At 59.6% G+C, this 25,161-nt stretch carries 21 protein-coding genes and 2 pseudogenes; 16 read left to right on the top strand and 7 right to left on the bottom strand.

What is annotated here, in order from left to right; translation table 11 throughout:
* The first annotated feature begins 2 nt into the window (after positions 1-2).
* The 7 genes and pseudogenes from GGQ64_RS23500 to GGQ64_RS23470 all read left to right on the top strand — a co-directional run bounded on the left by GGQ64_RS23500 (position 3) and on the right by GGQ64_RS23470 (position 7,803).
* A complete protein-coding gene (locus tag GGQ64_RS23500; RefSeq protein WP_183807778.1) occupies positions 3-1,907 on the top strand; it encodes a cation:proton antiporter domain-containing protein in 1,905 nt (634 codons plus the stop codon).
* Positions 1,908-2,041: 134 nt separating this feature from the next.
* Entirely contained in the window at positions 2,042-3,799 is a 1,758-nt protein-coding gene (locus tag GGQ64_RS23495) for an ATP-binding protein (protein ID WP_183807777.1), read from the top strand.
* An 84-nt stretch (positions 3,800-3,883) separates the two neighbouring features.
* Positions 3,884-4,258, top strand: coding sequence for a VOC family protein (locus tag GGQ64_RS23490; protein WP_183807776.1), 375 nt, complete (start codon positions 3,884-3,886; stop codon positions 4,256-4,258).
* 538 nt (positions 4,259-4,796) lie between these two features.
* Positions 4,797-5,855: pseudogene (locus tag GGQ64_RS23485) on the top strand (IS110 family RNA-guided transposase).
* Between the two features lie 264 nt (positions 5,856-6,119).
* Entirely contained in the window at positions 6,120-6,653 is a 534-nt protein-coding gene (gene tnpA, locus GGQ64_RS23480; protein WP_246422883.1) for an IS66-like element accessory protein TnpA, read from the top strand.
* Positions 6,654-6,678: 25 nt separating this feature from the next.
* Positions 6,679-6,883: pseudogene (locus GGQ64_RS23475) on the top strand (IS66 family transposase); the annotation flags it as partial.
* 107 nt (positions 6,884-6,990) lie between these two features.
* Positions 6,991-7,803 (top strand): sulfite exporter TauE/SafE family protein, encoded by an 813-nt coding sequence (locus tag GGQ64_RS23470; RefSeq protein ID WP_183807775.1) that lies wholly within the window; start codon positions 6,991-6,993, stop codon positions 7,801-7,803.
* A 108-nt stretch (positions 7,804-7,911) separates the two neighbouring features.
* Here the strand turns inward: GGQ64_RS23470 and GGQ64_RS23465 are convergent, their stop codons facing one another.
* Both GGQ64_RS23465 and GGQ64_RS23460 read right to left on the bottom strand, forming a co-directional pair.
* Positions 7,912-8,658, bottom strand: a complete 747-nt coding sequence (locus GGQ64_RS23465) for an NADPH-dependent F420 reductase (protein ID WP_183807774.1) — start codon at positions 8,656-8,658, stop codon at positions 7,912-7,914.
* Between the two features lie 65 nt (positions 8,659-8,723).
* Positions 8,724-9,713, bottom strand: a complete 990-nt coding sequence (locus GGQ64_RS23460; RefSeq protein ID WP_183807773.1) for a zinc-dependent alcohol dehydrogenase family protein — start codon at positions 9,711-9,713, stop codon at positions 8,724-8,726.
* A gap of 140 nt (positions 9,714-9,853) precedes the next feature.
* On the opposite strand from GGQ64_RS23460, the gene GGQ64_RS23455 reads away from it, so the two are divergent.
* Positions 9,854-10,222, top strand: coding sequence for a winged helix-turn-helix transcriptional regulator (locus GGQ64_RS23455; RefSeq protein ID WP_183807772.1), 369 nt, complete (start codon positions 9,854-9,856; stop codon positions 10,220-10,222).
* Between the two features lie 246 nt (positions 10,223-10,468).
* Here the strand turns inward: GGQ64_RS23455 and GGQ64_RS23450 are convergent, their stop codons facing one another.
* A complete protein-coding gene (locus GGQ64_RS23450; protein WP_183807771.1) occupies positions 10,469-11,473 on the bottom strand; it encodes an NADP-dependent oxidoreductase in 1,005 nt (334 codons plus the stop codon).
* A gap of 105 nt (positions 11,474-11,578) precedes the next feature.
* Between GGQ64_RS23450 and GGQ64_RS23445 the strand changes: the two genes are divergently transcribed.
* From GGQ64_RS23445 to GGQ64_RS23435, 3 genes are all read left to right on the top strand, one after another.
* Positions 11,579-12,355 (top strand): LysR family transcriptional regulator, encoded by a 777-nt coding sequence (locus GGQ64_RS23445; protein ID WP_183807770.1) that lies wholly within the window; start codon positions 11,579-11,581, stop codon positions 12,353-12,355.
* 537 nt (positions 12,356-12,892) lie between these two features.
* The gene (locus GGQ64_RS23440) at positions 12,893-13,444 is read left to right on the top strand and encodes a helix-turn-helix domain-containing protein (protein WP_183807769.1); all 552 of its coding nucleotides are present in this window, start codon (positions 12,893-12,895) and stop codon (positions 13,442-13,444) included.
* 173 nt (positions 13,445-13,617) lie between these two features.
* On the top strand, positions 13,618-14,085 hold the full coding sequence (locus tag GGQ64_RS23435; protein ID WP_183807768.1) for a DUF992 domain-containing protein: 468 nt from the start codon (positions 13,618-13,620) through the stop codon (positions 14,083-14,085).
* A gap of 281 nt (positions 14,086-14,366) precedes the next feature.
* Here GGQ64_RS23435 and GGQ64_RS23430 read toward each other — a convergent pair whose 3' ends face one another.
* Together GGQ64_RS23430 and GGQ64_RS23425 are read right to left on the bottom strand one after the other, a co-directional pair.
* Positions 14,367-14,729 carry a response regulator gene (locus GGQ64_RS23430; RefSeq protein ID WP_183807767.1) on the bottom strand — a complete coding sequence of 121 codons (363 nt, stop codon included), beginning with the start codon at positions 14,727-14,729 and terminating at the stop codon, positions 14,367-14,369.
* 139 nt (positions 14,730-14,868) lie between these two features.
* A complete protein-coding gene (locus GGQ64_RS23425; protein WP_183807766.1) occupies positions 14,869-15,528 on the bottom strand; it encodes a response regulator transcription factor in 660 nt (219 codons plus the stop codon).
* A gap of 208 nt (positions 15,529-15,736) precedes the next feature.
* Between GGQ64_RS23425 and GGQ64_RS23420 the strand changes: the two genes are divergently transcribed.
* Positions 15,737-18,283 (top strand): MFS transporter, encoded by a 2,547-nt coding sequence (locus tag GGQ64_RS23420; RefSeq protein WP_246422882.1) that lies wholly within the window; start codon positions 15,737-15,739, stop codon positions 18,281-18,283.
* A 56-nt stretch (positions 18,284-18,339) separates the two neighbouring features.
* Here GGQ64_RS23420 and GGQ64_RS23415 read toward each other — a convergent pair whose 3' ends face one another.
* A complete protein-coding gene (locus GGQ64_RS23415) occupies positions 18,340-18,585 on the bottom strand; it encodes a hypothetical protein (protein ID WP_183807915.1) in 246 nt (81 codons plus the stop codon).
* Between the two features lie 51 nt (positions 18,586-18,636).
* Here GGQ64_RS23415 and GGQ64_RS23410 point away from each other — a divergent pair, with 51 nt between their 5' ends.
* Positions 18,637-18,990: a hypothetical protein gene (locus GGQ64_RS23410; RefSeq protein WP_183807765.1), complete on the top strand. Its 354-nt coding sequence runs from the start codon at positions 18,637-18,639 to the stop codon at positions 18,988-18,990.
* 933 nt (positions 18,991-19,923) lie between these two features.
* Here GGQ64_RS23410 and GGQ64_RS23405 read toward each other — a convergent pair.
* Complete coding sequence (locus GGQ64_RS23405) at positions 19,924-21,135, bottom strand: IS256 family transposase (protein WP_183807764.1); 1,212 nt, start codon at positions 21,133-21,135, stop codon at positions 19,924-19,926.
* Between the two features lie 302 nt (positions 21,136-21,437).
* On the opposite strand from GGQ64_RS23405, the gene GGQ64_RS23400 reads away from it, so the two are divergent.
* From GGQ64_RS23400 to GGQ64_RS27900, 3 genes are all read left to right on the top strand, one after another.
* Positions 21,438-23,144, top strand: coding sequence for an arylsulfatase (locus GGQ64_RS23400; RefSeq protein WP_281380588.1), 1,707 nt, complete (start codon positions 21,438-21,440; stop codon positions 23,142-23,144).
* Positions 23,145-23,224: 80 nt separating this feature from the next.
* On the top strand, positions 23,225-24,247 hold the full coding sequence (locus tag GGQ64_RS23395) for an HAD family hydrolase (RefSeq protein WP_183807763.1): 1,023 nt from the start codon (positions 23,225-23,227) through the stop codon (positions 24,245-24,247).
* A 59-nt stretch (positions 24,248-24,306) separates the two neighbouring features.
* Positions 24,307-25,119 (top strand): hypothetical protein, encoded by an 813-nt coding sequence (locus GGQ64_RS27900; RefSeq protein ID WP_246422880.1) that lies wholly within the window; start codon positions 24,307-24,309, stop codon positions 25,117-25,119.
* The last annotated feature ends 42 nt before the right edge of the window (positions 25,120-25,161 follow it).

Raw genomic sequence — 25,161 nt, 5'->3', positions numbered from 1 at the left:
CCTTGGAAGGCTTGGCATTCTATGCACTTTGCTACCTCGCCGCGGCGGTCCTTGCCGTCATAGTATCGCAACGGGTGGGCCTTGGGTCGGTCGTAGGCTACATTGCCGCCGGGGTTGTGATCGGCCCCGTCTTCCAGATCTCGATAGCCGGATCGGGGTATCTCGAGCAGTTTTCCGAATTCGGCATCGTGATGATGCTTTTCCTCATCGGCCTCGAAATCGATCCTCAGATGGTGTGGCGGCTCCGAGGCAAGCTACTCGGCCTCGGTGGGCTCCAGGTTCTCGCGACGGTCGGTGCCGTGGCAGCGGCGGGGCTCGCTCTTGGCTTCAACTGGCAGCAGGGGCTTCTTTTCGGCTTCGTGGCATCACTGTCCTCCACGGCGATCGTGTTGCAGACGCTCGAGGAGAAAGGCCTACTCAAGTCCGACGGGGGTCAGGCAAGCTTCGCGGTGCTCCTGTTCCAAGACCTTGCGGTGATCCCAATGCTCGCGTGTATCCCGTTGATCGCCGGAAGCGGCCAAGGTGCATCGTCCGGACACGGCGATGCCGCACTCCTGGAAAACCTGCCCGGATGGGCCTCGGCGATCCTTACTCTCGCAGCAGTGGGCGTGGTCGTGGCCGCGGCACACTTCCTATCGCGCCCGGTCTTCAGGACCATAGCGCTCCTTGGACTTCGCGAGGTATTCACCGCTGCCGCGCTTCTGGTCGTGGTGGGTATCACCGTCCTGATGTCGGCTGTAGGCCTTTCGCCCGCGCTCGGCGCATTCTTGGGAGGTGTCGTGCTCGCGAACAGCGAGTTCAAGCACGAGCTGCAAAACGATATCGAGCCTTTCAAGGGGCTTTTGCTCGGGCTGTTTTTTATGACTATCGGCGCGAAGATAGACCCCGAGATCCTATTAGCAAACTGGTTGACGGTAGCCGCCGCCACGTTTGGCCTAATAGCGATCAAGGCGCTCATCCTTCTGCCGCTGGCCTGGTTTTTCCGCATCCGTGGGCCCGCCGGATGGCTCTTCACCCTCGGGCTCGCGCAGGCAGGTGAATTCGGTTTCGTACTGCTGACGATCGGCGGAGACCGCGGACTGCTCTCGCCCCCAACCGTGTCGGTATCGGTCCTGATCATTACCTTCAGCATGGTCCTCACCCCCCTTCTTTTCGCGCTGTCCAACAGGATCGTTGTCATGCTTGAGAGACGGGGACGACATCAGAGGGACGCCGACCAGCCCGATGCCGGCACGATCATCCTTGCAGGAGTCGGGCGTTTTGGACAGATCGTGAACCGGATGCTTCTTGCAAACGGTTACAAGCCTGTCGTCCTGGACTACAGGGCGGACGTTGTCGACAACGTTCGAAAATTCGGAGTGAAGTCTTTCTTTGGCGACGCAGGGCGGCCGGACCTACTGGAATCGGCCGGGCTTGCCCACGCTGCGCTGCTTATCGTGGCCATAGACGACCCCGATAGAGCGACCGAAATCGTGTCCTACGCCCGCCGGAGTAATCCCGGCATCCAGATCATCGTCCGCGCATACGATCGTCTGCATCACTACAAGCTCCTCGATGCGGGAGCGGATCGTATCGTCCGTGAGATGTTTGATGGTTCGGTTCAAGCCGCAGGTATGGCTTTGGAGGCTCTCGGCATGCATCCTTACGAGGTTGAAAAGCGGAAGATCGTCTTTGTCGAGCAGGACACAGCGGGCTTGGCTCGGATGGCCACATTAGTGGACGTTGATACGCCAGCCGCGAGCAATCCAGAATTCGTTGCTGGTTTCAACGACATCGGCAAGGTAATCGAAAACGCGATGATGGGATATCGTTCTGGCTATGACGAGATGGTAGCGCGGGGTTGGAACGCGTCTGACGTAGGGTCTATTCATGTGCCAAGGAGTGGCGGACCCGATCGTCCCTCGTGAATATCAAGAGCCGCACGCTCCGCTTCTCACAATGTCCGAGCCCCGTTGTTTCCTGTGGGGGCTCATCTGCAAAGGTTACAGAGACTTATTTCTTCTGCTACCTCTAATCTACACGGGTTGGGGAACGCATTTCGATGGACGTGCATTTTTCGGTGAATACACGACTGACCAGGCTTTTGGGTGAAACCTATCGATCTAGCGAAGCCGCCTTGAAAGAACTTGTCGACAACGCGTGGGACGCTGACGCGAAGAATGTTTGGATCACGCTGCCGACGCCGTTGTCGGCTGATCCGATCACCGTGCGCGACGACGGTTCGGGAATGACGTCCCTGGAAATGCGAAACGAGTACCTGAACATCGCCAGTGACAAACGGGCGCGTACAGGTGAACGTACGCCGCTCCTCAAGCGGAAGGTCAAGGGCCGCAAGGGTATTGGTAAGTTCGCTGGCCTATCGTTGGCCAGCCGGATGGATGTCTCAGCGGTCGCTCGAGGTCGGAAATGCAGCCTGACCATCGACAAGCTCGTCCTGGCCGAGAATGAGAACGACTTGGAAGCAGTGCCGCTACCATTCATCGAGGAGGATGCAGGCGAAGCTCGTGCAGGCACGACAATCATCCTGTCGGGTCTTGATAGCCGTTTGAATTTCCCAACGCCGGACCGCTTTCGAGAAATCCTCGTGCATGAGTACGGCCGGGAGGATTCCTTCAGAGTATTCGTGAACGAGGCGCAGCTATCCGTCGACGATGTTCCTGGTGTATCGCGGGAAGTCGAGCAGACGCTTACTGAGAGCGGCTCAGTTCGATTGAAGTTCACGATCGCGGACGGGAAAAAGGCTCCAAAGGCTCCGGGTATCGTCCTGAAAGTGGACGGGAAGGTCGTCGGGAAGCCGATGATGTTCGGCCTAGATGATGACGAGGAAATTCCCTTCAAGCTGTCGAAACGAGTCTACGGAGAGGTGGAGCTCGAGGGTAACGACCATTTCGTAACTGCCGATTGGGGCGGGGTGGTCGAGAACAGCAAGGCGTTCCAAGAAATCCAATCTTATGTGAAATCCATCGTCAAAGAAGGCCTTAGGGAGAGCCACTCTCGCGATATGAGCCTTCAGCTAGCTCGATTGAAGAAGCAGCTGGACGCTAGGCTGAAAGACCTCCCAGAACACCGCCGACGCTACGCTGAGGAAGCCCTCCACCGGATCCTGCAGCGATTCTATCGGGAAAGCGAAGACCGCATTGCGACGATCGCGGAGGTCGCGCTCGACGCCATGGAGCATGACGCCTACTGGGCCGTCTTCGAGCGGATAAATGCCACCGACCGCACAGATGTCAGTTCCTTTGCAGCGGCGCTCGAAGATTTTGGTATGGTTGAGCTCTCTGGGATCGCTGCTCAAGCGACCAGACGAATGAGATTTCTGGACTACCTCGAGGAGCTTATCGACAACGAAGCGACCCTCGAAAAGGACGTCCATAAGGCCTTCGAGACGAATTTGTGGCTTCTTGGCCGCCAATACGCTCTGATGTCATCAAACGTCACCCTGAAACGGGTCATCGCGAAATATAGTGATAAGAAATTTACGGGCGAACGGGCCTCGAAACGGCCTGATCTTCTGCTGTCGCAGGATCTAGCTGACAGCTATCTGCTGATTGAGTTCAAACGTCCCAACCATCCGATTTCTCGGGAAGACATCGCTCAAGCCGAGCAATATCGTGATGACTTATCAGGGACCATCACCTCAAGCAGCCCGTTGAGGATCTTGATGATCGGTAAGGGCTCCGCAGCCTCTATGGACAAGAGATATGGGAGTGACATGACGACCGTCAGTTCCTATGCAAGCGTGCTCTCGTCCGCTCGCACGGAACTCGACTGGCTTATGTCATCGTTAGCCAGGAAATAGGTTTTGGGTCAGCCGTGACCAGACGACTCAACAATGGCTGGGCTAGCGTCCGTGGGAGCCGCCCGAAACGGCATAGGAGGAAAGATGTTCACTCACATCATGATTGGAAGCAATGATTTGGAGCGGGCCAGGACGTTCTACGATGCCACGTTCCACGCACTAGATGGCGCGCCTGGCGAGGTGGATGCGAGGGGTAGGCTCATCTATCTCCACGAGGGCGGTCGGCTTATGATCACGAAACCAATCGACGGCAATCCTGCAACCGTAGCCAACGGCGCGACTATCGGTATCGTCGCCACAAGCCAACGTCATGTTCTCGCCTGGCATGCAGCCGGTATCGCGAGCGGTGGCATCTCGATCGAGAGCCCACCAACCGCGCGCCCTAACGGGTCATTCGTTGCATATCTTCGCGATCCCGACGGAAACAAACTCACTGCACGGACACTCCCGACCAAATGAGATATGCGCAAGGTGCCTTTGGTCAGAGGCGTGCGCGACGCTAAATTTGCGAGCAGGAGCGCGTCGTCTGCTCGAGACGATGGCAATCAGTCTCGGGCCAAATACCTACTGCCGCCTCCAGGGCTTCGGGCGTGTCCACGGCGCACCCGATCTCTATATCTATTACTGGTATCCCGCTTGCGGCGATAATCCGACGCGCCCCTGCATCGCCGTCTAGCTTCGAGAGATTCGAGAATAGCGATCTCGGCAAAATGACCGGATTTCCGGGCTCGCCGAATGCGGTGGCACGCACAATGACAACCCCTTATTTCCTATGAAGGCATCGATCATCGACACGAAGTGGGCTTCGCTCAGCAGAGGCATATCCACCAGGCCTCTTCCGGAGGCTAGCGCTCGGGAAGTTGACAGCCGCACCAATGATACATCGTCGTCTTCGTGGCTGAGGTGGCTCGCCCCTACACTGGTCTTCCGAGGGTTGCTCGGACAGGCCGAGCCGATCCTCATCACAGGAGGACAAGCCGTGGCAGATTATAGAGAAGTGTTCGTTGGAATCGGTGTCAACGCCGGAGCAAATTAAGGCCAGGCGGCGGAGTAAAATCCGGCCGGGAGGGAGAGGTTCGCTTCTGGGGTGAGGTTGACGCGTCTGATACGAGCATGCGCCGCATCATCCAGCGGATAGCTGCAAAGTTTGACCGCGCTCAATTCTGCTACGAGGCCGGACCAACCGGATACGGGCTGCATCGGCTGATCCGATCGCTCGGCCATGAACGTGTGGTCGTCGTTCCATCATTGATCCCCAGGAAGCCGGGCGACAGAGTAAAGACCAACCGTCGAGATGCACTCGCGCTCGCCCGGCTATTGAGGGCCGGCGAGCTCACGGCGGTGTGGGTTCCCGACGAGGGCCATGAGGCGATGCGCGACCTCGTCCGCGCCCGGGCTGCGGCTGTCGAGACGTTGCGGGTTCACCGGCAACAGATCAGCGCTTTTATGCGATACCTTTGCTGGCTCCAGGAGCAACAGTTCGATCATCCGGCGCATCAGATCGCCTTGCAGGAAATGGTCGAGGCGGTGCGCGTCTCGAAAGAGCGCGTCGGACGCCTGGAGACGGTAATTGAGGAATTTGTCCCGAACTGGTCTCTGGCTCCGGTCATTCGAGCTCTGCAGACGCTGCGAGGGGTTGATCTGATCGTCGCCGTTACATTCGCCACGGAAGTCGGCGACGTCAGCCGTTTCGAGAGTCCGCGCCAATTGATGGGCTATCTCGGCTTGGTCCCTGGTGAGCGATCCACGGGTGAGACCGTCAGACGGGGGCTCGATCACAAAGGCAGGCAACGGCCGGGTTCGGCACATGCTGGTCGAGAGCGCGTGGACTTACCGGCACCCGCCGAAAGTCGGCGCGAGAAAGCTAGACCGTCTGGCGGAAGCGTCGCCGGCAGTCAGAGAGATCGCGTGGAAGACTCAGAGCCGGTTAACGGCTCGATATCGCCTGCTGGTCGCACGGGGAAAACGGACGACGGTGGTTTGCACCGCAATTGCCCGAGAATTGGCCGGCTTCATGTGGGCCGTTGCAAGGGAGGCGCAGGCAATCAGGACATAGGTCACTGCAGCGAACTTACACCTCGCGCATGGGCGGAGGCGGGACAACGGCAGGGGAACATCCGTCAGACGCTTTATGGCCGGCATTGTCCGACGCCCGCAGTAAGATAGGAACAGCCCCGGACGCACAATCGGGAATGCGGTATCCAACCCGCGCATCAGAGCTTGATCACCGACGTCCTCGAGTTCGCCTCCACCCATACGCGATCATCATGAGAGGCCCGTTCGCGAGAGCGGCAGCTTCTTCGTGCCCAATGCATTGACAATGGACATCAGAGCGGTGTTTGGCACCCACCTTCCGGATCACGGCGTGATTGACGATGTTGAGCCCGAACGAGGGTTTGGACATATGTCGATTTCACAGCTTACGCTTACATCCAGCGATGAAGAGCCGGTGCGCCGGTTCGAGGTTTTCACGGGCAGCGGCCGACGCCGCGAGTGGAGCGACGAGAGCAAGGCTGAGATCGTCGCCGAGAGTTACGAGCCGGGTGTGAAGGTCTGCGCCGTGGCGCGGCGTCATGGATTGACCCCGCAGCAATTGTTCACCTGGCGTCGGCGCGCTCGCAAGCCGCTCGATGCTGCGCGCGTCCTCGAGGACGTTCCGATGTTTGCGCCAGCGGTGCTGGAGCCGTCTGCGACGCTTGACGCAAACGAACCGGAACGAGCGCGTGCCTCGAGAAAGAAGCCGGGCAGTGGCGCAATCGAATTAGAGATCGGCGGGGCGATCATCAGGGTCGCTTCCGGCGCGGATGCGGCCACGATTGCCACCGTCAATCAGGCCGTGAAGGCGCAGACGTGATCGGGCCGTCGGGAGCGGTAAAGGTGAAGTCGTCGTCCAGGCTGCAGCACCCGCGCGGCTGATCGAGGGCGGCATTCCGACCGAGGCGACCGTCGCCCAGGTGCTGGTCTCGAAGTAATGCCGATCACTTGCCGCTCTACAGGCAGGCGCAAATCTACAAACGCCAGGGGATCGATCTCGACCGGTCGACTCTTGCCGACTGGGTCGGCCGCGCCGCCTGGCATCTAAGACGGCTAAAGTCTGCCGTCGGCCCGAAGCGGCCTTTGCAATCCAATCTCATCTTGGTGATTTCTGATGGCTCAGCTAGGGATGGCGATATCTTCAGCGGACTATATCGATGTCTCAGAATCTGCCCGCCTTACCGCCTACATTTCAAAATCTCCCAATGGCCTTTGCGGGTGGTGGAATTATCGGTGCCCTCGGTGGGTTGATTGGCCTCGGAGGAGCTGAATTCCGGCTGCCTCTCCTGATTGGCCTGTTCAATTTTGCGGCCCTTGAGGCGGTCATCCTGAACAAGGCCATGAGCCTGGTCGTCGTTGCCACCGCTCTCCCGTTCCGGGCCACGACAGTGCCCTTCGGCACAATCGTCGAGAATTGGCCAATCATCGTAAATCTGCTCGCCGGCAGCCTGCTCGGGGCGTGGCTTGGGGCTGGATGGGCAACTCGTCTGAAGTCTGCGACCCTCTACAAGGTGATTGCCGCGATGCTGGTTGCGATCGCCGTCATCCTGGTGATCGGCCATGACGCGACAGCAGGCCAAGCGCTTCTCACGGGCGTGGCCCAGATGATCGCAGGCGTGGTGGCAGGCTTCATCATCGGAATCGTGGCTTCCCTGCTCGGCGTGGCGGGCGGCGAGCTGCTGATCCCGACGCTGGTCCTGCTTTTCGGGGCGGATATCAAATTGGCCGGAAGCCTCTCCCTGGCCGTGAGCCTGCCTACGATGCTGGTCGGATTCACCCGCTACAGCCGCGATCAGAGTTTTTCGGTTCTCGGCCGTAACAAGATCTTCCTACTGGTCATGGCGGCGGGCTCGATTGTCGGTATCTTCGTCGGCGGCCTCCTGCTAGGCATAGTGCCGAACGCGTTCCTGCTGCCCGCCCTCGCTGCGATCCTGCTGATCTCGGCGGCGAAGGTCTGGCGACACCGCTAACTCAATGACTGCTTTTGGCGCGAAGGGGAAGACTGCCGTCGGCCCTAAGCCGACATGTCGAAATTGGGGACTGCATGGCTGGCGGCTGAAAAGCGGCCAGGCATGGCGTCACATGCAGATAGCCCGAGCCAGGCGGACACCAAAGTCTGCGTCCGGATTAGTCGTTGCGTCGCCGACCCTTTCCTGAATGGCCGCGACAACAAGATCACGCCGCCTTGGCAGTCGAGCTTTCTCGGCCTTCGCCAGCGCATCGGGCATCTCTTCACGGGTAAGGTCGGTGCAGTAGCCGGGAGCGCCGGGCTGCTGCCGCCAGGATTCGGCAATCGTGCCGGAGTAAACCGCATCGAGACCCGAGCTTTCGACGAGTCTCAGCCCCACCTCGCGATCCCGGTCCCGGTCAGCCGCAACAGGGATGGCGATCCGATCAGCGCTCCCCTTGGGCTTGCCTTTCCGCGCAAAGGAGTCCGAGCCGATTGCGTTCCACGCTTTCACGATCGGGCGGCCTAGTTGCTCGGAGACCCAGACGCTTTCGACCTTACCCTCTTCGATCTCTGTGATCTTGTCGTCCCGCATTGGATAGTAGTTCGAGGTGTCGATCACCACCGTGTCCTCGGGCACGGTCGCCAGCAATGGCGCGATGCCCGGTATGCGGTTCAGCGGGATTGAGAGGATGATCGCATCTGCGTCTTTCACAGCTTCCTCAGCAGTGACTGCCCTGCCGCCAAAGGCAAGCACCTCGGAAGGGATTGTCTCCGGCCCGCGCGAATTTGCGACCTTCACATCATGCCCTGCCTCGCTGAGAGTACGAACCAGGGTCTTTCCGATGTGGCCGACGCCAAGAATTCCTATTTTCATGATCGTGTTTCCATCCTGTTGTTTCGCGGCTATGGCGGGAGAAACTCCGCCATAGCCGTGGCGGGTTAGACAGTGACGACGATCTTGCCGATCTGCTCGTTGCTTTCCAAGAAGCGCGTCGCTTCGCGAATGTCATCAAAGCCGAACGTGCGCGAGATCAATGGATCGAGAGACCCAGAGCGCAGCCCGTCATTGATGAAGGTCTTCGCGCGGGAAAGGATCGCGTCGTCAGAGACAATCTCCGTGTAGAGATACCCCTTCAATGTCAGGCTCTTGCCAAGGACGGCGAACTGGGGGAACGGGCCTTCGTCCGGGCTGAGAGCACCGTATTCAAGCAGGATACCGCCAACCGCCATGCAGTCCGCAAGCTGCGCGATGGCCGGGCCGCCAATGGGATCGAACACAACGCGCGCGCCTTTGCCCTCGGTGAATTCCGTAACGCGGGCTGCAAGATCGTCTTCTTCCATCGCGATGACATGATGCGCGCCTGCCTTGATCAGGGCTTCCACCTTCGACCTTGTCCGCGTTGTGGCAATCACCGTCGCGCCGACGCTGCGACCGATCTGGATTGCGGCGACGCCGACACTGCTTGATGCCGCAGACACGATCACGAACTCATTCGTCGTGAGCTTTGCCTGTTCGATCAGCGCGCCCCAGGCCGTGACATACTGCATCCACGATGCAGCCGCCTGTTCGAACGACAGGTTCTCCGGGTGCTTCACGACGTGACGGCCGGGCACGTTGATGACCTCGCCGTAGGTGCCCCAGCGTGCCATGTCGAGAATTGGAATGACGCTGACCGCGTCGCCTTCGGCAAAGCCCGTAACCGCATCTCCGATCGCGGTGATCGTTCCTGACGCTTCATAACCGAGCATCGAAGGGAACTCGGCCTCCTGCAGATATGCGTGGCGGCGAAACATCACCTCGGCGCGGTTAAGACCGATGGCCTTGACTGCGATTTGCACCTCGTCGCTTGCCGGGGCGGAAACGTCGATGTCGTCGATCTGGAGAACATCGGGTTCCCCGTATTCATGAAAGCGAGCAACTCTCGTCATGTTGCATGTTCCTTGTATCTCTTCTTCACGCCTTGAACGCAGCGCGAATGGTCGGACGCATTTCGCAACTGGAAGCGAAACTGAAAATACGGTAATCGAATGCACATAGTGTACAGAAGTATACCGTAAACGAGGTCGGAATGAACAAGGATCGGAACTACGACGAGGTACCCGGCTGCACGATGTACGCGGCGCTCAATCTTATCAGCGGCAAATGGAAGGGCATGATCCTGTATCACCTTTTGAAGGGGACACTCCGGTTCAATGCCCTGAAGCGAGAGCTGGGAGACTGCTCCCAGCGTCTTCTGATCAAGCAGCTTAGAGAGCTTGAGGACGATGGGCTTGTGGCACGGAAGGTGTTCGCGGTCATCCCGCCCAAGGTGGAGTATTCGATAACCGAGGAAGGCAGAACGCTCGCGCCCATTCTGCTCGGGCTGCGGGACTGGGGTCACGGGTGGCTTACTCGACGCAACCTAGTAGCCCGCGATGATCATCTTGATGCCGCGTAGCGAAAGAGGCGCAGTCACAGCTTGAACCACGGCGAAGGAAAACGACCAGGCGTGCGGGAAGCAATGTCCGCTGATGGCGCAACTCCGCCCCGCGTGGCTGCTGCGTCATGTCCGCTTTGCAGCAACAGCGACCGGTGGCTCGATGACCACTATAAGGGCGCTATGAAGACCTGAGGGTTGGACTCCTATTGGCCTATTGGCCCCATTGTGTCATGCCGAGCGCGAACGGTTCCGATCATTCCCGCATCACAATTTGACCAACTGCTTTCCGAAGTTCTCTCCCTTCAGCATCCTGACAAGGGCGTGGGGCACGGTCTCGATCCCTTCGGCGACATCCTCCCTCGTCTGGAGCAGCCCCTGCCTGTGCCACAACAACAGATCGGCGATTGCTGTTTGATATTCGGCCTCGTGGTCGTCGAGCAGGAACCCTTCTATCCGGGCGCGGGTGATGAGCGTTCTCCTGAGGTGCCTCAGGCCGATATCGGGCTGGTCGAAGCGGTCGGCCAGAGCGATCGTCCCAACCACGACCACCCTGCCGAATGTGTTCAGGTTGGACATCGCGGCGTCGTGAATGGGGCCGGCCGTGTTGTCGATGAAGACATCCACCCCTTTGGGACATGCCGCGGCGACGTCTGCTATGAGATCGGCCGAGGTGCGATGATTGATACCCGTCCGATATCCGAGCTCCTTGCACCATTCCAGCTTCGCGTCCGATCCGGCAATGGCCACGGGATCGAAGCCCTTGATACGCGCGACCTGGCCCGCAATCTGCCCGACCGCTCCCGACGCCGCCGAGATCAGGACCGTTTCACCTGCCTTCGGACGCCCTGTCCTGAGTAGGGCGAAGTAGGCGGTGAGACCCGGCATGCCGAGGTAGCTCAGCGCTGCCTGTATCGGTGCTTCCCCGGTCGCTACGGTCTTTGCCGTTGCGGCCCGGATGACGCTGAAAGGCTGCCATCCGAAATAGTCGCTGGTCACGATGTCACCCGGCCTGAACTCCGAGGACTCGGAGGCAACGACCTCGCCAATTCCGCCCCCGCGCATGAGGTCACCCAGCTTGAAGCCCGTGGCGTAATTCTTTGCCGGGCTGATCCGGCCGCGCATATAGGGGTCCACCGAGAGCCAGAGCGTCTTGACCAGCAGTTCGCCATCGTTCGCCTGGGGCACCATACGATCCTCCAGCGTCCAGTTTTCCACCGTTGGCATGGCGGAAGGATAGGACTTCAGTACCCAGCTTGGATTGGTGGCCATCTTTCTCTCCATCGTGAATGCTGCCGGCATTGATGCATGCGCTTGCCTTCCGTGTTAATCCGTCCCACTCGAGAAACATTGTTTTGGAATTCGGAAGAATAGCCGATGGACATTGTCGAAGCCATGAAGGTCGCCGTCGCGGTCGCGCGGCACAATAGTTTCTCTTCCGCTAGCCGGGACCTCCGCCTTTCCGCGGCCTCGGTGAGCCGGATCGTGGCCGAGCTCGAGGCCGATCTCGGCGTCCGACTGTTCAACCGTACCACCCGGCAACTCAACCTGACGGATGCCGGGACGGAGTTCGTTCAGAAGAGCGTAGGGGTCCTGGAGGAACTCGACCTGATGCGGAGTGCGGTCCGCGAGCGTCACGAAACTCCGAAAGGTCGGTTGCGCGTCTCCTGCGTCACGGCGTTCGGCAACGAGTGCCTGGCACCTGCGATTCCCGAGTTCAGCCGGCGCTTCCCGCAGCTCGATATTTCGATCGACTTCGGCAATCGATTGGTCGATCTGATTGGCGAGCAGTTCGACGTGGCGATCCGCGTAGGACCGTTGAGCGACACTTCCCTGATTGCCCGGAAGATTTTCACGCAAAGGATCGTGTTCGTCGCGTCGCCGGAGTTCTGCGAAAGGCACAGGCCTCCCAAAACCCTTGATGAGATCACATCCTGGCCATCTGTGACGCAGGTCAGCGGTGAGTGGGGGCACATGCATAGGTTCTCTCACGATGGGAAGTTTATCGACTTCGAGGTCCCGCAACGCCTGACGATGAACTCTGCCCGGGCAGTGAGGAATGCGTGCATCACAGGACAGGGTTATTCCCTGTTGCCTTCTACGCCCAGCGCCGCCACATCCCGCAGAAAATCAGGGTGTTCGTTGACTTTTTGATCCAAGCATTCGGGCCGCGATAGCGAATGAGACCGGAGTGACGTCTGCTATTGGCGCATTCTTGCCATCTATGTCGCAGCGGCAGCTTTCGGAACGGTCTACCACGCTTGGCCAATGTGCGAGGAAAACACCGCTTTCGATACATCGACGAATATGGACAGGAGCTTATTGAAGCTGCCCATTCGTGTCGAACGTCCAGCGGCAAGTATCGCAATCGCCACTCTCGACCGCATCTCGACGTCGTTCCTCTGACCTGACTTGTGGTCATGTATTCCCGGCACGGATCATTTTTCTTGCACATTCCGGCTGCGGGTGCAGGCGTCGGCCGTGCCGTTCTGATTCATCGCGCCCGTGGCTTCACAGCCAGCCATTGACCTCTCCTACTCAAAATTCTCAACGGTTCTGAGACCGAGATCACGCTTTGGCCTGCCGCGTATAACCAGAAGGTATGGTCTCGACACACGGTGGTCCGAACAGATTTCAGGTGGCCGGAAAGGCAACATCTGCTCATCGAAATTCAAATCCCGGAGAGCACCGATGAATGCCTACGCCCCCACCAAGAACCTCAAGATCATCGAAGCAGCTTCGCTGGCAATCGACTCGGATATCGACCTGTCGGCCGCTGTTCCTGCCGCCGTCCAGGCCCCGATCTCGCTTCCTGACCTTTCCTCAGATGTTGTCCAGCGTGACCTTCTTCTGCCCTGGCAGCGTCGCAAGATCATGCAATTCATCGAGGAACACCTCACGGAGACGATCAAGGTCGAGGAGCTTGCAGCCCTTACGAAGCTCAGCAAGACCTACTTCTCCAGGGTCTTCAAGTCGGCGTACAAGGAAAGCCCGTACAACTATGTGCTGCGCCGACGTATGGAGCTTGCAAAGGAGCTTATCACCGAAACCGACGCCGCGCTCAGCGAGATTGCGCTCGATTGCGGGATGGCCGACCAAGCTCACCTTTGCAAGACCTTCCGTAAGGTCTTCGGCACGACACCGAACCGCTGGCGTCGTTCTTCCCAAGGCGTCCAGCGTCCGTCCGGCACGCGGGTCCCATCGGCCACACGTCAAGAGGCGAATACCGCACGCTTCAACTGACCTGCGAGAGCAGGGGAGCCGAAATCGACAAGCTGACCGGGTTCCGGAATGACAACTTCCCACGGTCGGCAACGGCTTCCACCCGCGTTGCCAACCTCGTTGTCCGCGCGACAACCGCCATGACGAGCGCGGTCTAGCGGATCAAATGCAATTCCGTTTTGAAAGAGAACTCCATGCGCCTTACTGCCCTAGTCGTGTCAATTTCTGCGATCTCCATCCAGCCTTCCCTAGCCGCGTCCGAGCATTTCGTCGCCGGGCGGCTGGAATGCGACCTCTCGCGCTCCGAAGGGGAGATCATCGGTTTCAAGCAAGACGTCGATTGTGTCTTCCACCCGTCCGAGCCGGGGACGCCCGTCAGATACACAGGATCGATCGACAATTTCGGCTTTGACATCGGTGAGATCGAAAAGGCAAATCTTATCTGGGCGGTGGACGCCGTCAGCAGGCAGCCTTCCTACGACCTCGAAGGCATTTATCGGGGCGTCGAGGCGTCGGCGGCGGTTGGCGTCGGCGGAGGCGCTGTTATCCTGACAGGCGGCACACACGGAACATTTTCCCTCCAGCCAGTCGCTGTCGGTGGGCAGGAAGGTCTCGACATTTCGGTGGGTATAACCCAGCTTCGACTGAAGGCCGCGTTGTAAAACCCGAAGTTTCGCTACGCGGAGCAAATGGCCGACAGGGACAACCTGTCGGCCATTTGGCGCTCCTCCTGGGACCTTTTTTTTACAAGAGACCTGATTTCCAAACGAATATCGTCGAAAGCAATGTTCGCTCGCATGGCCGTTGGACTGCTGTCGTTCCACATCAGTGGTTTTCAGCTCGCGAGCTGGCGTTTTTGGCGTACACGCTACGGGTGCCGTAAAGACAGACAGCTGTGCGGTCAGACGACCAATCGGACGCCTGACCGACCCAACCCCTTAAATCAGGCCTCTTCGATGCATCTGATCAGATCGTCGGCGAGTATCGGTTTCTGGAGAAGCTCCGTGGCTCCGCCCGCGATCGCGCGCCTTCTGATAACCTCGTCTTTGAGTGCCGTCATCATGATGATCGGCATGTCCGGCCAGCGCTGCTTCACGATTTCCAGCAGCTCCAGCCCGGTCATCTCCGGCATGTTGATGTCAGTCAACAGCAACGAGACAAAGTCGAGATTATCATAGGCGAGAAACTCACGCCCAGAGCTAAAGGGGAGGGCGTCATAGCCCATGGACTCGAGAAAGCCGGATGTGGCCTCGAGGAGCGCTTCGTCGTCGTCGACGATGGCTACGGATTTTTTGTCGCCAGACACCTGATGTTCCTTTTCCCCGACTTACGGGCTGTGACATCTAGTTAGATGGACTGGCGGGAATTTGTAATAATACGATTGTATGGGTAGCCCTCGTCAGCTGCCAAGTCGTCGGTCGCCACGGCAAAGCCGGGGGAGGGACTCAGGCCAGAGACTTGAGGATTTCGACCTTGCGGACCAGATCGGCGAGCGACGTCACGTTCATCTTCCGCATGACGTTGCCGCGGTGGATTTTCACCGTGACTTCGGAAATGTCGAGGAGATGGGCGACCTGTTTGTTCAGAAGCCCCCTGACCACGGCTTCCATCACCTCCTGCTCACGGGGAGTAAGCGATGAGGCGGACTTGACCGCCTCGTTGGCGGCGCTGAGTTCAAGACGTCGGGATCTGTCGCGTTCTATCGCCACGGAGACAGCGTCGAGCATCTCCTGATCCCTGAAAGGCTTGGTTAGGAAATCGGTCGCCCCGGCTTTCATCGCACGCACGCTCATCGGGACGTCGGCGTACCCGGTCATGAAGACAATCGGAAGTTTGTTGCCCATGCCATTTAACTTGGTCTGGAGGTCCAGCCCGCTCAGACCGGGCAGACGGACGTCGAGGATCAGACAACCCGGACGGTCGGGCAGCGGCTCAGCCAGGAGATCCGTCGTCGAAGCGAACCCGAGTGAATCGATGCCGACCGAGCGCAGGACATCCCTAACGCCGTCACGCATCCCGTCGTCGTCGTCCACGACGACAACCAGTGGCGTGTCGGCTTTGACCGCCGAGGCGTCGTGGGCCCGAATACCAAGTGCAGCCGACATCGGCGAAGACCTCGAAGTAATCGTTGGAATTGCCGCATGCCGATCGTATCACGACGGACACTGCGCGCTTGTACCAGCGGATAACTACTACGCGCGTGCCAAAATCTCGACCTAGCCATAAGGATAGGTTCTGGCAGTTGGCCATTATTGTACAGTTCCATTGGTTTGGGAGGGCCGAAAGAAACAAGCATTTCCGGGATCGACGTCCATGAAAACCAGACCTCCGTCCGACAGTACCTATGTCGGCGACGAACCGATGCCGAGCGGAATGACGTTCCGGATCCTGATGGCCAGTCTGGTCGGCACATCGGTCGAGTTCTACGACTTCTACATCTATGCGACCGCGGCCAGTCTCGTATTCGGCCCGCTCTTCTTTCCGGCGTCAGTGTCATCGATGGAGTTGATCGGAGCCTACGCGAGTTTCGGTATCGCGTTCATAGCCCGGCCGCTGGGCGGCGCGGTTTTCGGACACTTCGGCGACCGGGTAGGGCGCAAGGCGACCCTGGTCGCATCGCTTCTTCTCATGGGCGCATCGACTGCGGCGATCGGTCTGCTGCCTACCTACGCGGTCGCAGGCTGGCTCGCTCCGGCTCTTCTGTGTCTGCTGAGGTTCGGCCAGGGACTGGCGCTCGGCGGCGAATGGACGGGCGCGGCGCTTCTCGCTCTTGAAAACGCGCCGAAAGGGTGGCGAGCGCGATACGCGATGTTCGCCCCGCTCGGCGCGCCGATCGGTTTCGTGTTGGCGAACAGCCTGTTCCTGGTTCTGACCCTGACGCTGTCGCCGGAGCAGTTCTCCGACTGGGGATGGCGGGTGCCGTTCCTCTTGAGCGCCCCCTTGGTGTGGATGGGCATCTGGATCCGCTTCAACCTCGTCGAGACGCGGGACTTCCACGCTGCCATCAGCAAGTCGAAGCCTTCCCGCGTACCTTTGCTCGACATCTTCCGACTTCATATGGACCAGGTGATATCCGGCGCGTTCGGCGTCGTCGCCTGCTTCTCGCTCTATTATGTCGTAACGGCCTTTGCCCTTGGATACGGCACGTCGGAGCTCGGCTATACGCGATCATCGTTCCTTATGGTGGAATTGGGCGCGATCCTCTTCATGGCTGCTGGCATCGTGGTGGCGAGCTGGCTTTCCGACAGGATCGATCCCGAGCGAATCCTAATCTTTGGCTGCGTCGGCACCATAGTCTCCGGCGTCGTGCTCGCTCCTATGCTGGGAAGCGGGTCGCTGCTGGTCATCTTCCTCTACCTGGCATTCTCGCTCTGGGTGATGGGCTTCGTGAACGGACCTCTCGGAGCATGGCTGCCCGGCCTGTTCCCGACCCGGGTCCGCTATTCCGGGACGTCGGTGGCCTTCAATATCGGCGGTATCATCGGCGGGGCGTTGACCCCGGTGGTCTCCCAGGCCCTTGCCCAGTACAGCGGACTGGTAGCGGTCGGTTTCTATCTCGCGATCACGGGCGGACTGAGCCTTATAGCGTTCGACGCGAGCGCCAGACGCAAGGCGCTCGAAGCGCTGGCCCAGAGCGAGACGAGATACCGCTCCATTTTCGCGCAGAACCATGTCTCGCTTTGCGAGGTCGACCTTTCCCTCCTGTGGAAGCGGTTGGAGGCGGTGCGCGCCTATCCCCCGGCCAAGCTGCGGGCATATCTCGATGCGACGCCGGAGTTCGTCGACCAGTGCTCGAAGCTCGTGAGGTTCGTTGACGTCAACGAAGCCACCGTCCTGCTCCTCGGACGTGAGAACGAGCGGGAGGCCCTCGGCTCGATTGACCGCTTTCTTCCGCCGCACAGCGAGCTGGTCGAAGCCATCATTCTTGGTATGTGCTCGGGCGACGACCGGGTAGAAATGGAAGCGCGCCTTCTTAGGAGTCCGGGCAACGAAGTCATCGTGATCTTTGTCATCGCATTCCCGCAGGACAGGGACGCGTTCGACCGTGTCGCATGCGCGATGATCGACGTCACCCAGCGCGAACAGGCCAAGGAGGCGCTGATGGCGGCGCAGGGCGAACTCGCAAGGGTGGGCCGGGTCGCCACGGTTGGCGCGATCTCCGCGTCGATCGCCCACGAAGTGAACCAGCCGATCGGCGCTGTGGTCATGAGCGCCCAGGCTTGCGTACGCTGGCTTCAGGCGAACCCGCCGGACATCAAGGCCGCCTCGACGGCGGCGGAGCGCGCGATCAAGCACAGCATGCGGGCGAGCGAGATCATCCAGCGCACCCGCGAGCAGGTCCGTGGAACAAAGAGGAGACTCGAAAGCATCGACCTCAGGAACATCGTCACGGACGTCCTCGGGTTGCTGGACCGCGAATTGATGTCCGCGTCCACAAAGGTGACGACTGATTTCTCGATCGATGAACCGGTCGTGTTGGCAGACAGGGTCGAGATGCAGCAGGTGATCGCGAATCTCGTCACGAACGGTTTGCATGCGATGGGCGGCGTGCCGACCGATCTGCGCGACCTGACAATCTCGCTGGCGGCCACCGAATCCGACATGGTGCGTCTGGAAGTCCGTGACCACGGCACCGGGATCGCGCCGGAAAACCTGGCGAAACTCTTCAGCCCCTTCTTCACGACCAGGAATGAAGGCATGGGGATGGGTCTCGCGATCTGCAAGACGATCGTCGAAGCCCACGGCGGCTCGCTGACCGCCCGAAACCACGAGGACGGCGGTGCGATTTTCGAGATCGTCATGCCGTTGTCGGTTGAAGAGCAAGAGGACCTGCCTCGCGCAGCGGCGCTCGGCGCGTAGTCGCCAGTGCCGGAATAGTCGAACGAAAGCTCTTCCCCGGTAACGGAGAAATACCCCTAGCCGTCATCTACCACGGCGGTCTCCGGCCTGTCACCGCCCAGAGCGTGTTCGTTCCGCCAGGTGCCGTCAGCGGCCTGGTAGGTGATCTCGGCGTCGCGACGACGGCGGTTACGCGTATCGCCTCGACAACGTCTGGTCCGAACCATTCGCGACGTTACCAGCAGGCGCTCAAGGCGGCCAAGGCCGCGGCCCAGCGCCAGCATCTCGATGGTCTGTTGGCCGACGTGATAGGTGATCTTCACTGAAGGTTCTCCTGGAAAAGGGCCCTGACTGAGCGCGGCTATGTGTTGACCATGAGCGCCGCATATGTGCGTCGCCCGGTGGAGCCACATTTTAGCGACAGCGATGCTGTCGGATTGTCCAATACATCCGCGCCAACCTCGCTGAACATCGAAATCCAACGCCTCCGTATAGACCCGACGGCAAAGAAACTGTCTAACGAGCAGGAAGCTAACGACGCCATGTACATCGAGACGGTCGAAAAATTTGCCGCTGTGGACCAGCACAAGGTCGACATTATCAGGAACCATCTGCGCGCCTTGTTTATCGGCGCGATGATGGCCGGAGCCTATATCGGTTCGGCGACGTCATCATATTCACGGCGGGAGCGCATACCGGATCATCGAATACGACGATACGGCTTGTAGTCGTTCCAAATAGCCGATTGGACGCACGCGCTGGATGCCGCGTTCGAAGTCCATCGCGCGTGGTATTTTAGCGGGAGGTGCCGTCACCGAGCCGGCAGGTCTGGAAGGACACAGCGTCGATCCCTCACCCTGGCCGGTCTGATTGACTTCCCGGCGGCGGTGGAACTGCGATGCCTCGTGCGCTTGTCGACGTGATCGCGCCCGCGCCGCCCTCAGGACCGTCCCGGTCCCTGGCGTCCGTATATCATACCTCTCTCGTCATGCAGCATCACGATACCCTCTCGGCTAAGCGCCCCAAGTATCTTCGTCATGGATTCCTCGGCGACCCATCCATCCTTCTCCAACTTGTGCACCGTGCGCGACGCCACACCCGCGGCCCTTCCAAGATCTATCTGGGTTAGTCCGGTATGGGCTCTCGCCGCACGAGCGATGGATGGATCAAGGAATGTCAGCTGGCCAGCACTCACGACCTGTACTCTCCTCGCTTATCGACGCGGGTGTTTTTGCGGGAAGGGTGCTCGGGTGTTCGCGTCCGCTGGCCGGTCCGGCGCGACGTTTTCACTGCCAGGCGAAGGCCGGAATGGCGAACCCGAACCCGGCGACGTCTCAATCGGGACGCAGCGGTGCACCGAGTACTCCATTAGCGGTACTCTTTGCCCATCAAAGCGGGCAAAGGCCAGACGATCGACTACCACGTGCGTCTTTAGCGAGAATGCACGTCTTGAAATGTTTCGTGTCAGTGCCATGATTACTGCGTGCGCGAGCGGCCTCTCGACGCACTCACAGGCATATTTTTTGCTATACGCGCGTATGCAGCTACCAGGAACGTAATCTACGCAGTCCGACGGCTTCACCATTGATTTGAAGCGTAAGCGCCTTGGGCCGCGTCCGTCAAGTTGGTGTAATTTCGGGTGTGGTTCCGGGCCGTCATGATCAGGCGGCTCTGGGTGTAATTTGCAGGGGGATTTCCTCCTCGATGGTTGGTGTGTTGAGCTCGGCCATCGCCTCGACCTGCATGTATCGGTGCTGAAGCTGCCATTCGTCATTGGCTTCGAGCAGGACCGCACCGATCAGGCGCACGATGCTGTCTTCGTTCGGGAAGATGCCGACGACATCGGCGCGGCGCTTCACTTCCTTGTTCAGCCGCTCCAGCGGGTTGGTGGAATGCAGCTTGGTGCGGTGCTGCGCGGGAAAGGCCATGTAGGCGAGTACATCGGCCTCGGCGTTGTCCATGAAGGTGCCGAGCTTGGGCCATCTGGCGCGGAGTTGGTCGGCGACATGCCGCCAGGTCTGCACGGCATTGTCGTGGTCTGGCTGGATGAAGGCTTGCCGGATCGCGGCGGCGACCATGGTGTTCTGCCCCTTGGGAACATAGGCCAGCGCATTGCGCATGGCATGAACGCGGCAGCGCTGCCATGTCGCGCTGAGGATGCGGGTGATGGCGGCCTTCAGCCCTTCATGAGCATCGGAGATGACCAGCTTGACGCCGGTGAGGCCCCGGCGCACCAGATCGCGCAGGAAGCTCGTCCAGAACGGCTCGGCTTCGGAAGGGCCGATGTGCAGGCCGACGATCTCCCTCTTCCCGTCCGTATTGACGGCCACCGCGATTATCGCCGCGACCGAGACGATGCGGCCGCCCTCGCGCACCTTCAGGTACGTCGCATCGAGCCACAGATACGGCCAATCACCGGAAAGCGGGCGCTTGAGGAAGGCGTTCACCCGCTCGTCGATGTCCTTGCATAGCTTCGACACGGACGATTTGGAGATGCCCGTCATCCCCATGGCCTGCACCAGTTCATCGACCTTGCGGGTCGATACCCCGTTGATCCATGCCTCCTGGATCACCGCCACCAGCGCCTTCTCCACCATCTTCCTCGGCTCCAGAAAGCCGGGAAAGTAGGCTCCGGAGCGCATCTTCGGTATCTTCAGGTTCAGCGTGCCGAGCCGGGTGTCGAGCGCACGCTCGCGGTAACCATTGCGCCAGGTCTGGCGGCCATCGCCCCGTTCATAGCGGCACGCACCGATCAGGCCGTCAACATCGGCCTCCATGATCAGTTGCAGCACGCTTTCGGCAATGGCGCGAAGAAAATCGCTGTCGCCACTCTTCGCGGCAAGCTCGGCAAGGGGTAGTCTGTCGTCGGTCATCGGGTCTTCCTTTCGGTCTGGTTGAAGTCTCGCAACTCCACCTTCTCCGACGGGCCCGGTGCCCACCTGACGTCTCGCGAAAACGGCGCATCAATCTCAACCGCCGTGTCCACTCAAAGCGCCCCCGAAATTACACCACGTGCGCGGACGCTACCCCGCGTTGAATTTCGGACAGTTCGTTGCCGTTGTGGCGCAGGAGTCAACGCGTCGCAACTATCGTACCGCCTCGCATCCAACGTTCATACGCTTTGGGCCAGGTTTGGTCATTTTCACCTTGCAAGTTTTTCGTGGAGGATCAGGAAATGCCTCGTACAAGAGCGACATGCATTGCAGCAGTATTGGCGGCGACCAGTATTCTGGGCGGCGCGACGAGCGCCCGAGCGCAGGAAACCAAGCCCAACATCCTGTTCATCATGGGCGACGATATCGGCTGGATGCAGCCCAGCATCTATCACCAGGGCCTGATGGTGGGGGAAACGCCCAACATCGATCGCATCGGCAATGAGGGTGCGAAATTCATGACCTACTACGCCGAGCAAAGCTGCACGGCTGGTCGCACCGCCTTCATCACTGGCATGCAGCCGGTGCGGGTTGGCATGGTCCTGCCGGAAATTCCCGGAAGCCCGTCCTATCTTCGGACCGGCACGCCGACGCTTGCCCGTTTCCTGCACGATCTCGGCTACAACACTGGCGAGTTCGGCAAGAACCATCTGGGCGACCACACCGAGTCTCTTCCGACCGCCCATGGCTTCCAGGAGTTCTGGGGGTATCTTTATCACCTCGATGCCATGCAGGGTGTGAGCTTCCCCGATATCAACAAGACGCCAACCGAACAGACCCTCGCGCCGCCTTGCAAGAACACCCCGATCCCGGGGCTTACAGAAAATCCAGCGGCAGTCGACCCGGCAACCACGACCTGCCTGACGCCACCCCGCCCGATGCTGGCATGCACGTCCTCTGACGGGACGGCGGCCAATCAGACGTGCAAGGACGAAGGGCCGCTGACACTCGAACGTTCCAAGACAATTGACGAAGAGATTTCGGGGAAGGTTATCGACTTCCTCGACAGGAACGACCCCGAGAAGACCAAGAAGCCCTTCTTCGTCTGGTACAATCCTGCGCGTATGCACGTCACGACCGTCTTGTCGGACAAGTACCAGAATATGATTGGCGAGCCCGGCGGTAAGGACTGGGGCGCTAACGAAGCGGGCATGAAGCAGATGGATGACAACATCGGCTATGTGCTGAAGAAGCTTGAGGAGATGGGCGAGCTCGACAACACCATAGTCGTCTTCACGACAGACAACGGTGCCGAGACGATCACCTTTCCTGACGGCGGAACCACGCCCTTCAAGGGCGGCAAGCTGAGCACCTGGGAGGGAGGGATGCGAGCGCCGCTAGTCGTGCGCTGGCCCGGCCACATCGAGCCCGGAACGGTGAAGAACGACATCTTTGCCTCGCTGGACTGGCTGCCCACCTTCGTAGACATTGCTGGCGGGCCCAAGGGTGATGAACTGAAGGCGACGCTCGAGGAAGGCAAGTATCCTGGCCTCGCCAAGACCACGCTCGACGGCGTCAACCAACGGGCCTACCTCGAAGGAAAGTCGGACAAGTCGGCACGCGACACGTTCCTGTACTATTCCGGCAAGGAGCCGTCCGCGGTCCGCTACAAGAACTGGAAGATGTATTTCGCCATGGTATCCGACGATCCGGCAGGTTTCATTGCCGGCGTGATGCCGTACTCATGGACACAGGTCGTCAACATCAAGCGCGATCCGTTCGAAACCTCGGTCGGACAGCAGATCAAGACACTGTTCGGAATGGGCGGCGCGATCGCCTCTCCATCGACGGCCTATGTCTATGACTGGAACATGCTTCCCATCGGGCAGCAGTTGTGGCTGAGGCACCTTGAGACCTACGTCAAGTTTCCACCGATGCAGGACCCTGCAAGTTACAATCTTGAACAGGTCATGCAGCAAGTTCGAGAGATGAAGACAGGGCACGACTGACGCCGGCGAACAGGAATGTCGCAGCGGACGCCTCTCGGGGCGTCCGTCAGCTCGCGCATACCGATTGGGAGGATTGGAAAATGCTCTCGAAATCTGTGTTTCAGAACTTGATCGGATTGTCTCTCGGATTATGCGTGTCGTTTGCATCTTCCATGGCGCAGGCCCAGAACGACCCGCTGCCGTCCTGGAACGACACCGTGACAAAGCAGGCCATCGTCGAGTTCGTGGAAGCCACAACGGACGAGACGAAGCAGACATTCGTGGCCCCCGAGGCAAGGATTGCTACCTTCGATCAGGACGGCACGCTTTGGGTTGAGCATCCGATGTACAGCCAGGTGATCTATTGCCTGGATCGGGTTCCGGCACTGGTGGAGGCGAAACCGGAACTGAAGGACGTCGAGCCCTTCAAGACCGTGCTCACCGGTGATCGGGAAGCGATCGCGAAGCTTCCTATGGCCGAACTCGAAAAGCTCCTCGCTGCCACCCTTTCCGGGATGACGGTCGATGAGTTCCAGGCCGAAGTTGGAAAATGGATGGCATCGGCTAAGGACCCGCGGTGGAAACGTCCCTATACGGCCCTCACCTACCAGCCGATGCAGGAGTTCCTCGGTTATCTGCGCGCCAACGGCTTCAAGACCTACATTGTGACCGGCGGTGGGCAGGATTTCGTCCGCGTCTATTCCCAAAGCACCTACGGGATTCCCCCCGAGCAGGTGGTTGGGACAGCCGGCGGAACGACCTATGGCTATGCAAAGGACGGCAAGCCGGCCCTGACCAAGGACCCCAAGCTTCTTCTTAACGATAACAATGCGGGCAAACCGGAGGGCATCCATTTGATGGTCGGACGACGACCGCTCATCGCTTTCGGCAATTCGACCGGTGACAAAGAGATGCTGGAATATACCGAAGCGGGCGATGGCCCACGGCTCTCAGCGCTCGTGCTGCATGACGATGCAGATCGGGAATACGCCTATGGCCCGGCGAAGGGCCTCCCCGACACCAAGGTCGGCACGTTCACGCAGGAACTTTACGACGAAGCGATGAAGAACGGCTGGGTCGTGATCAGCATGAAGGACGACTGGAAGCGTATGTTCGCGGACTAATCGAGCAGTTTCGCATCGCGACGTGGATTTCAAATTACCCTGAAACGCAGGAGGTAGGTATGGCCCCCAAAGCTGCTGTCTTTCTTTCGTTTTTTCTTGCCGCAAGCCAATATCTCATCCCACACGCGGCTTTGGCGCAAGACGCCGAGGTCAAGCCGCACGTTCCGCTTGCCAAGACGATCGGCCAGGTAACACCTACAGGGCCAGTCCCATCGCTGTACGTGCTGAACTCCGCGGGCGCAAAACTTGAGGGGACCACATTGACGATGTCCGGCGTTTCGATGAATTCGATCGTCTTCGCCGATCGGCCAATTCGTGCGGCCGGTCACCTCACGACTGAGCAGTTCGTCATGCAATGGGACCAAGGCAAAGGCAGTTTCGCCGATGATCCACCCAATGCCACCATTTCCGTGCTGGGTGGGAACGGGTCGAAGGTCGAAGACGCCGTCATCACGATTATGAATCCAAAGCTCGAGGGTGGGAACCTGACGTTCGAGGTGGCAGTCCTTGAAGGAAGTCTGTCGGGCGGAAGCGGTCCTGCCGCATTGTTCATCGACCGCGGCGGCTTTTCCTTCGGTGGGGGGGGCTTCGGTGGTGGAGGCTTTGCGGGCGGGGGCTTTCATGGCGGCGGCGTTGACGGCGGCGGCTTCCGCGGCGGGTTCGCTGGAGGCAATCGAGACGTTCATATCAACGACGTCCATGCCAATTATTGGCATGCTCCAGACTATCATGGTGCGTGGTATGCCGGTGCCGGACTTGTGACGGGAGTCGCCATCGGCGCAGCGGCCACCGCCCCCTATCGCTACGGATACGGATACTGTGGAGTTGCCCCCAAAAGACCGGACATGCTCAGGTTTGAGATTGCGAGCTGATGAACTCGCGCGGGGATTGATATCCTAAAGCGCTGTGCGGGT

The sequence above is a fragment of the Mycoplana azooxidifex genome (assembly GCF_014196765.1).
Taxonomy (GTDB): domain Bacteria; phylum Pseudomonadota; class Alphaproteobacteria; order Rhizobiales; family Rhizobiaceae; genus Mycoplana; species Mycoplana azooxidifex.
This window is presented reverse-complemented; position numbering and strand designations above follow the sequence as displayed.

Coding starts and splice junctions, on each gene's coding strand:
- GGQ64_RS23440 (WP_183807769.1), top strand. CDS start 12,893: ATGAATGCCTACGCCCCCACCAAGAACCTCAAGATCATCGAAGCAGCT.
- GGQ64_RS23410 (WP_183807765.1), top strand. CDS start 18,637: ATGAGCGCCGCATATGTGCGTCGCCCGGTGGAGCCACATTTTAGCGAC.
- GGQ64_RS23460 (WP_183807773.1), bottom strand. CDS start 9,713: ATGACGAGAGTTGCTCGCTTTCATGAATACGGGGAACCCGATGTTCTC.
- GGQ64_RS23455 (WP_183807772.1), top strand. CDS start 9,854: ATGAACAAGGATCGGAACTACGACGAGGTACCCGGCTGCACGATGTAC.
- GGQ64_RS23465 (WP_183807774.1), bottom strand. CDS start 8,658: ATGAAAATAGGAATTCTTGGCGTCGGCCACATCGGAAAGACCCTGGTT.
- GGQ64_RS23450 (WP_183807771.1), bottom strand. CDS start 11,473: ATGGCCACCAATCCAAGCTGGGTACTGAAGTCCTATCCTTCCGCCATG.
- GGQ64_RS23445 (WP_183807770.1), top strand. CDS start 11,579: ATGGACATTGTCGAAGCCATGAAGGTCGCCGTCGCGGTCGCGCGGCAC.
- GGQ64_RS23420 (WP_246422882.1), top strand. CDS start 15,737: ATGAAAACCAGACCTCCGTCCGACAGTACCTATGTCGGCGACGAACCG.
- GGQ64_RS23400 (WP_281380588.1), top strand. CDS start 21,438: ATGCCTCGTACAAGAGCGACATGCATTGCAGCAGTATTGGCGGCGACC.
- GGQ64_RS27900 (WP_246422880.1), top strand. CDS start 24,307: ATGGCCCCCAAAGCTGCTGTCTTTCTTTCGTTTTTTCTTGCCGCAAGC.
- GGQ64_RS23435 (WP_183807768.1), top strand. CDS start 13,618: ATGCGCCTTACTGCCCTAGTCGTGTCAATTTCTGCGATCTCCATCCAG.
- tnpA (WP_246422883.1), top strand. CDS start 6,120: ATGGACATCAGAGCGGTGTTTGGCACCCACCTTCCGGATCACGGCGTG.
- GGQ64_RS23395 (WP_183807763.1), top strand. CDS start 23,225: ATGCTCTCGAAATCTGTGTTTCAGAACTTGATCGGATTGTCTCTCGGA.
- GGQ64_RS23470 (WP_183807775.1), top strand. CDS start 6,991: ATGTCTCAGAATCTGCCCGCCTTACCGCCTACATTTCAAAATCTCCCA.
- GGQ64_RS23495 (WP_183807777.1), top strand. CDS start 2,042: ATGGACGTGCATTTTTCGGTGAATACACGACTGACCAGGCTTTTGGGT.
- GGQ64_RS23405 (WP_183807764.1), bottom strand. CDS start 21,135: ATGACCGACGACAGACTACCCCTTGCCGAGCTTGCCGCGAAGAGTGGC.
- GGQ64_RS23490 (WP_183807776.1), top strand. CDS start 3,884: ATGTTCACTCACATCATGATTGGAAGCAATGATTTGGAGCGGGCCAGG.
- GGQ64_RS23425 (WP_183807766.1), bottom strand. CDS start 15,528: ATGTCGGCTGCACTTGGTATTCGGGCCCACGACGCCTCGGCGGTCAAA.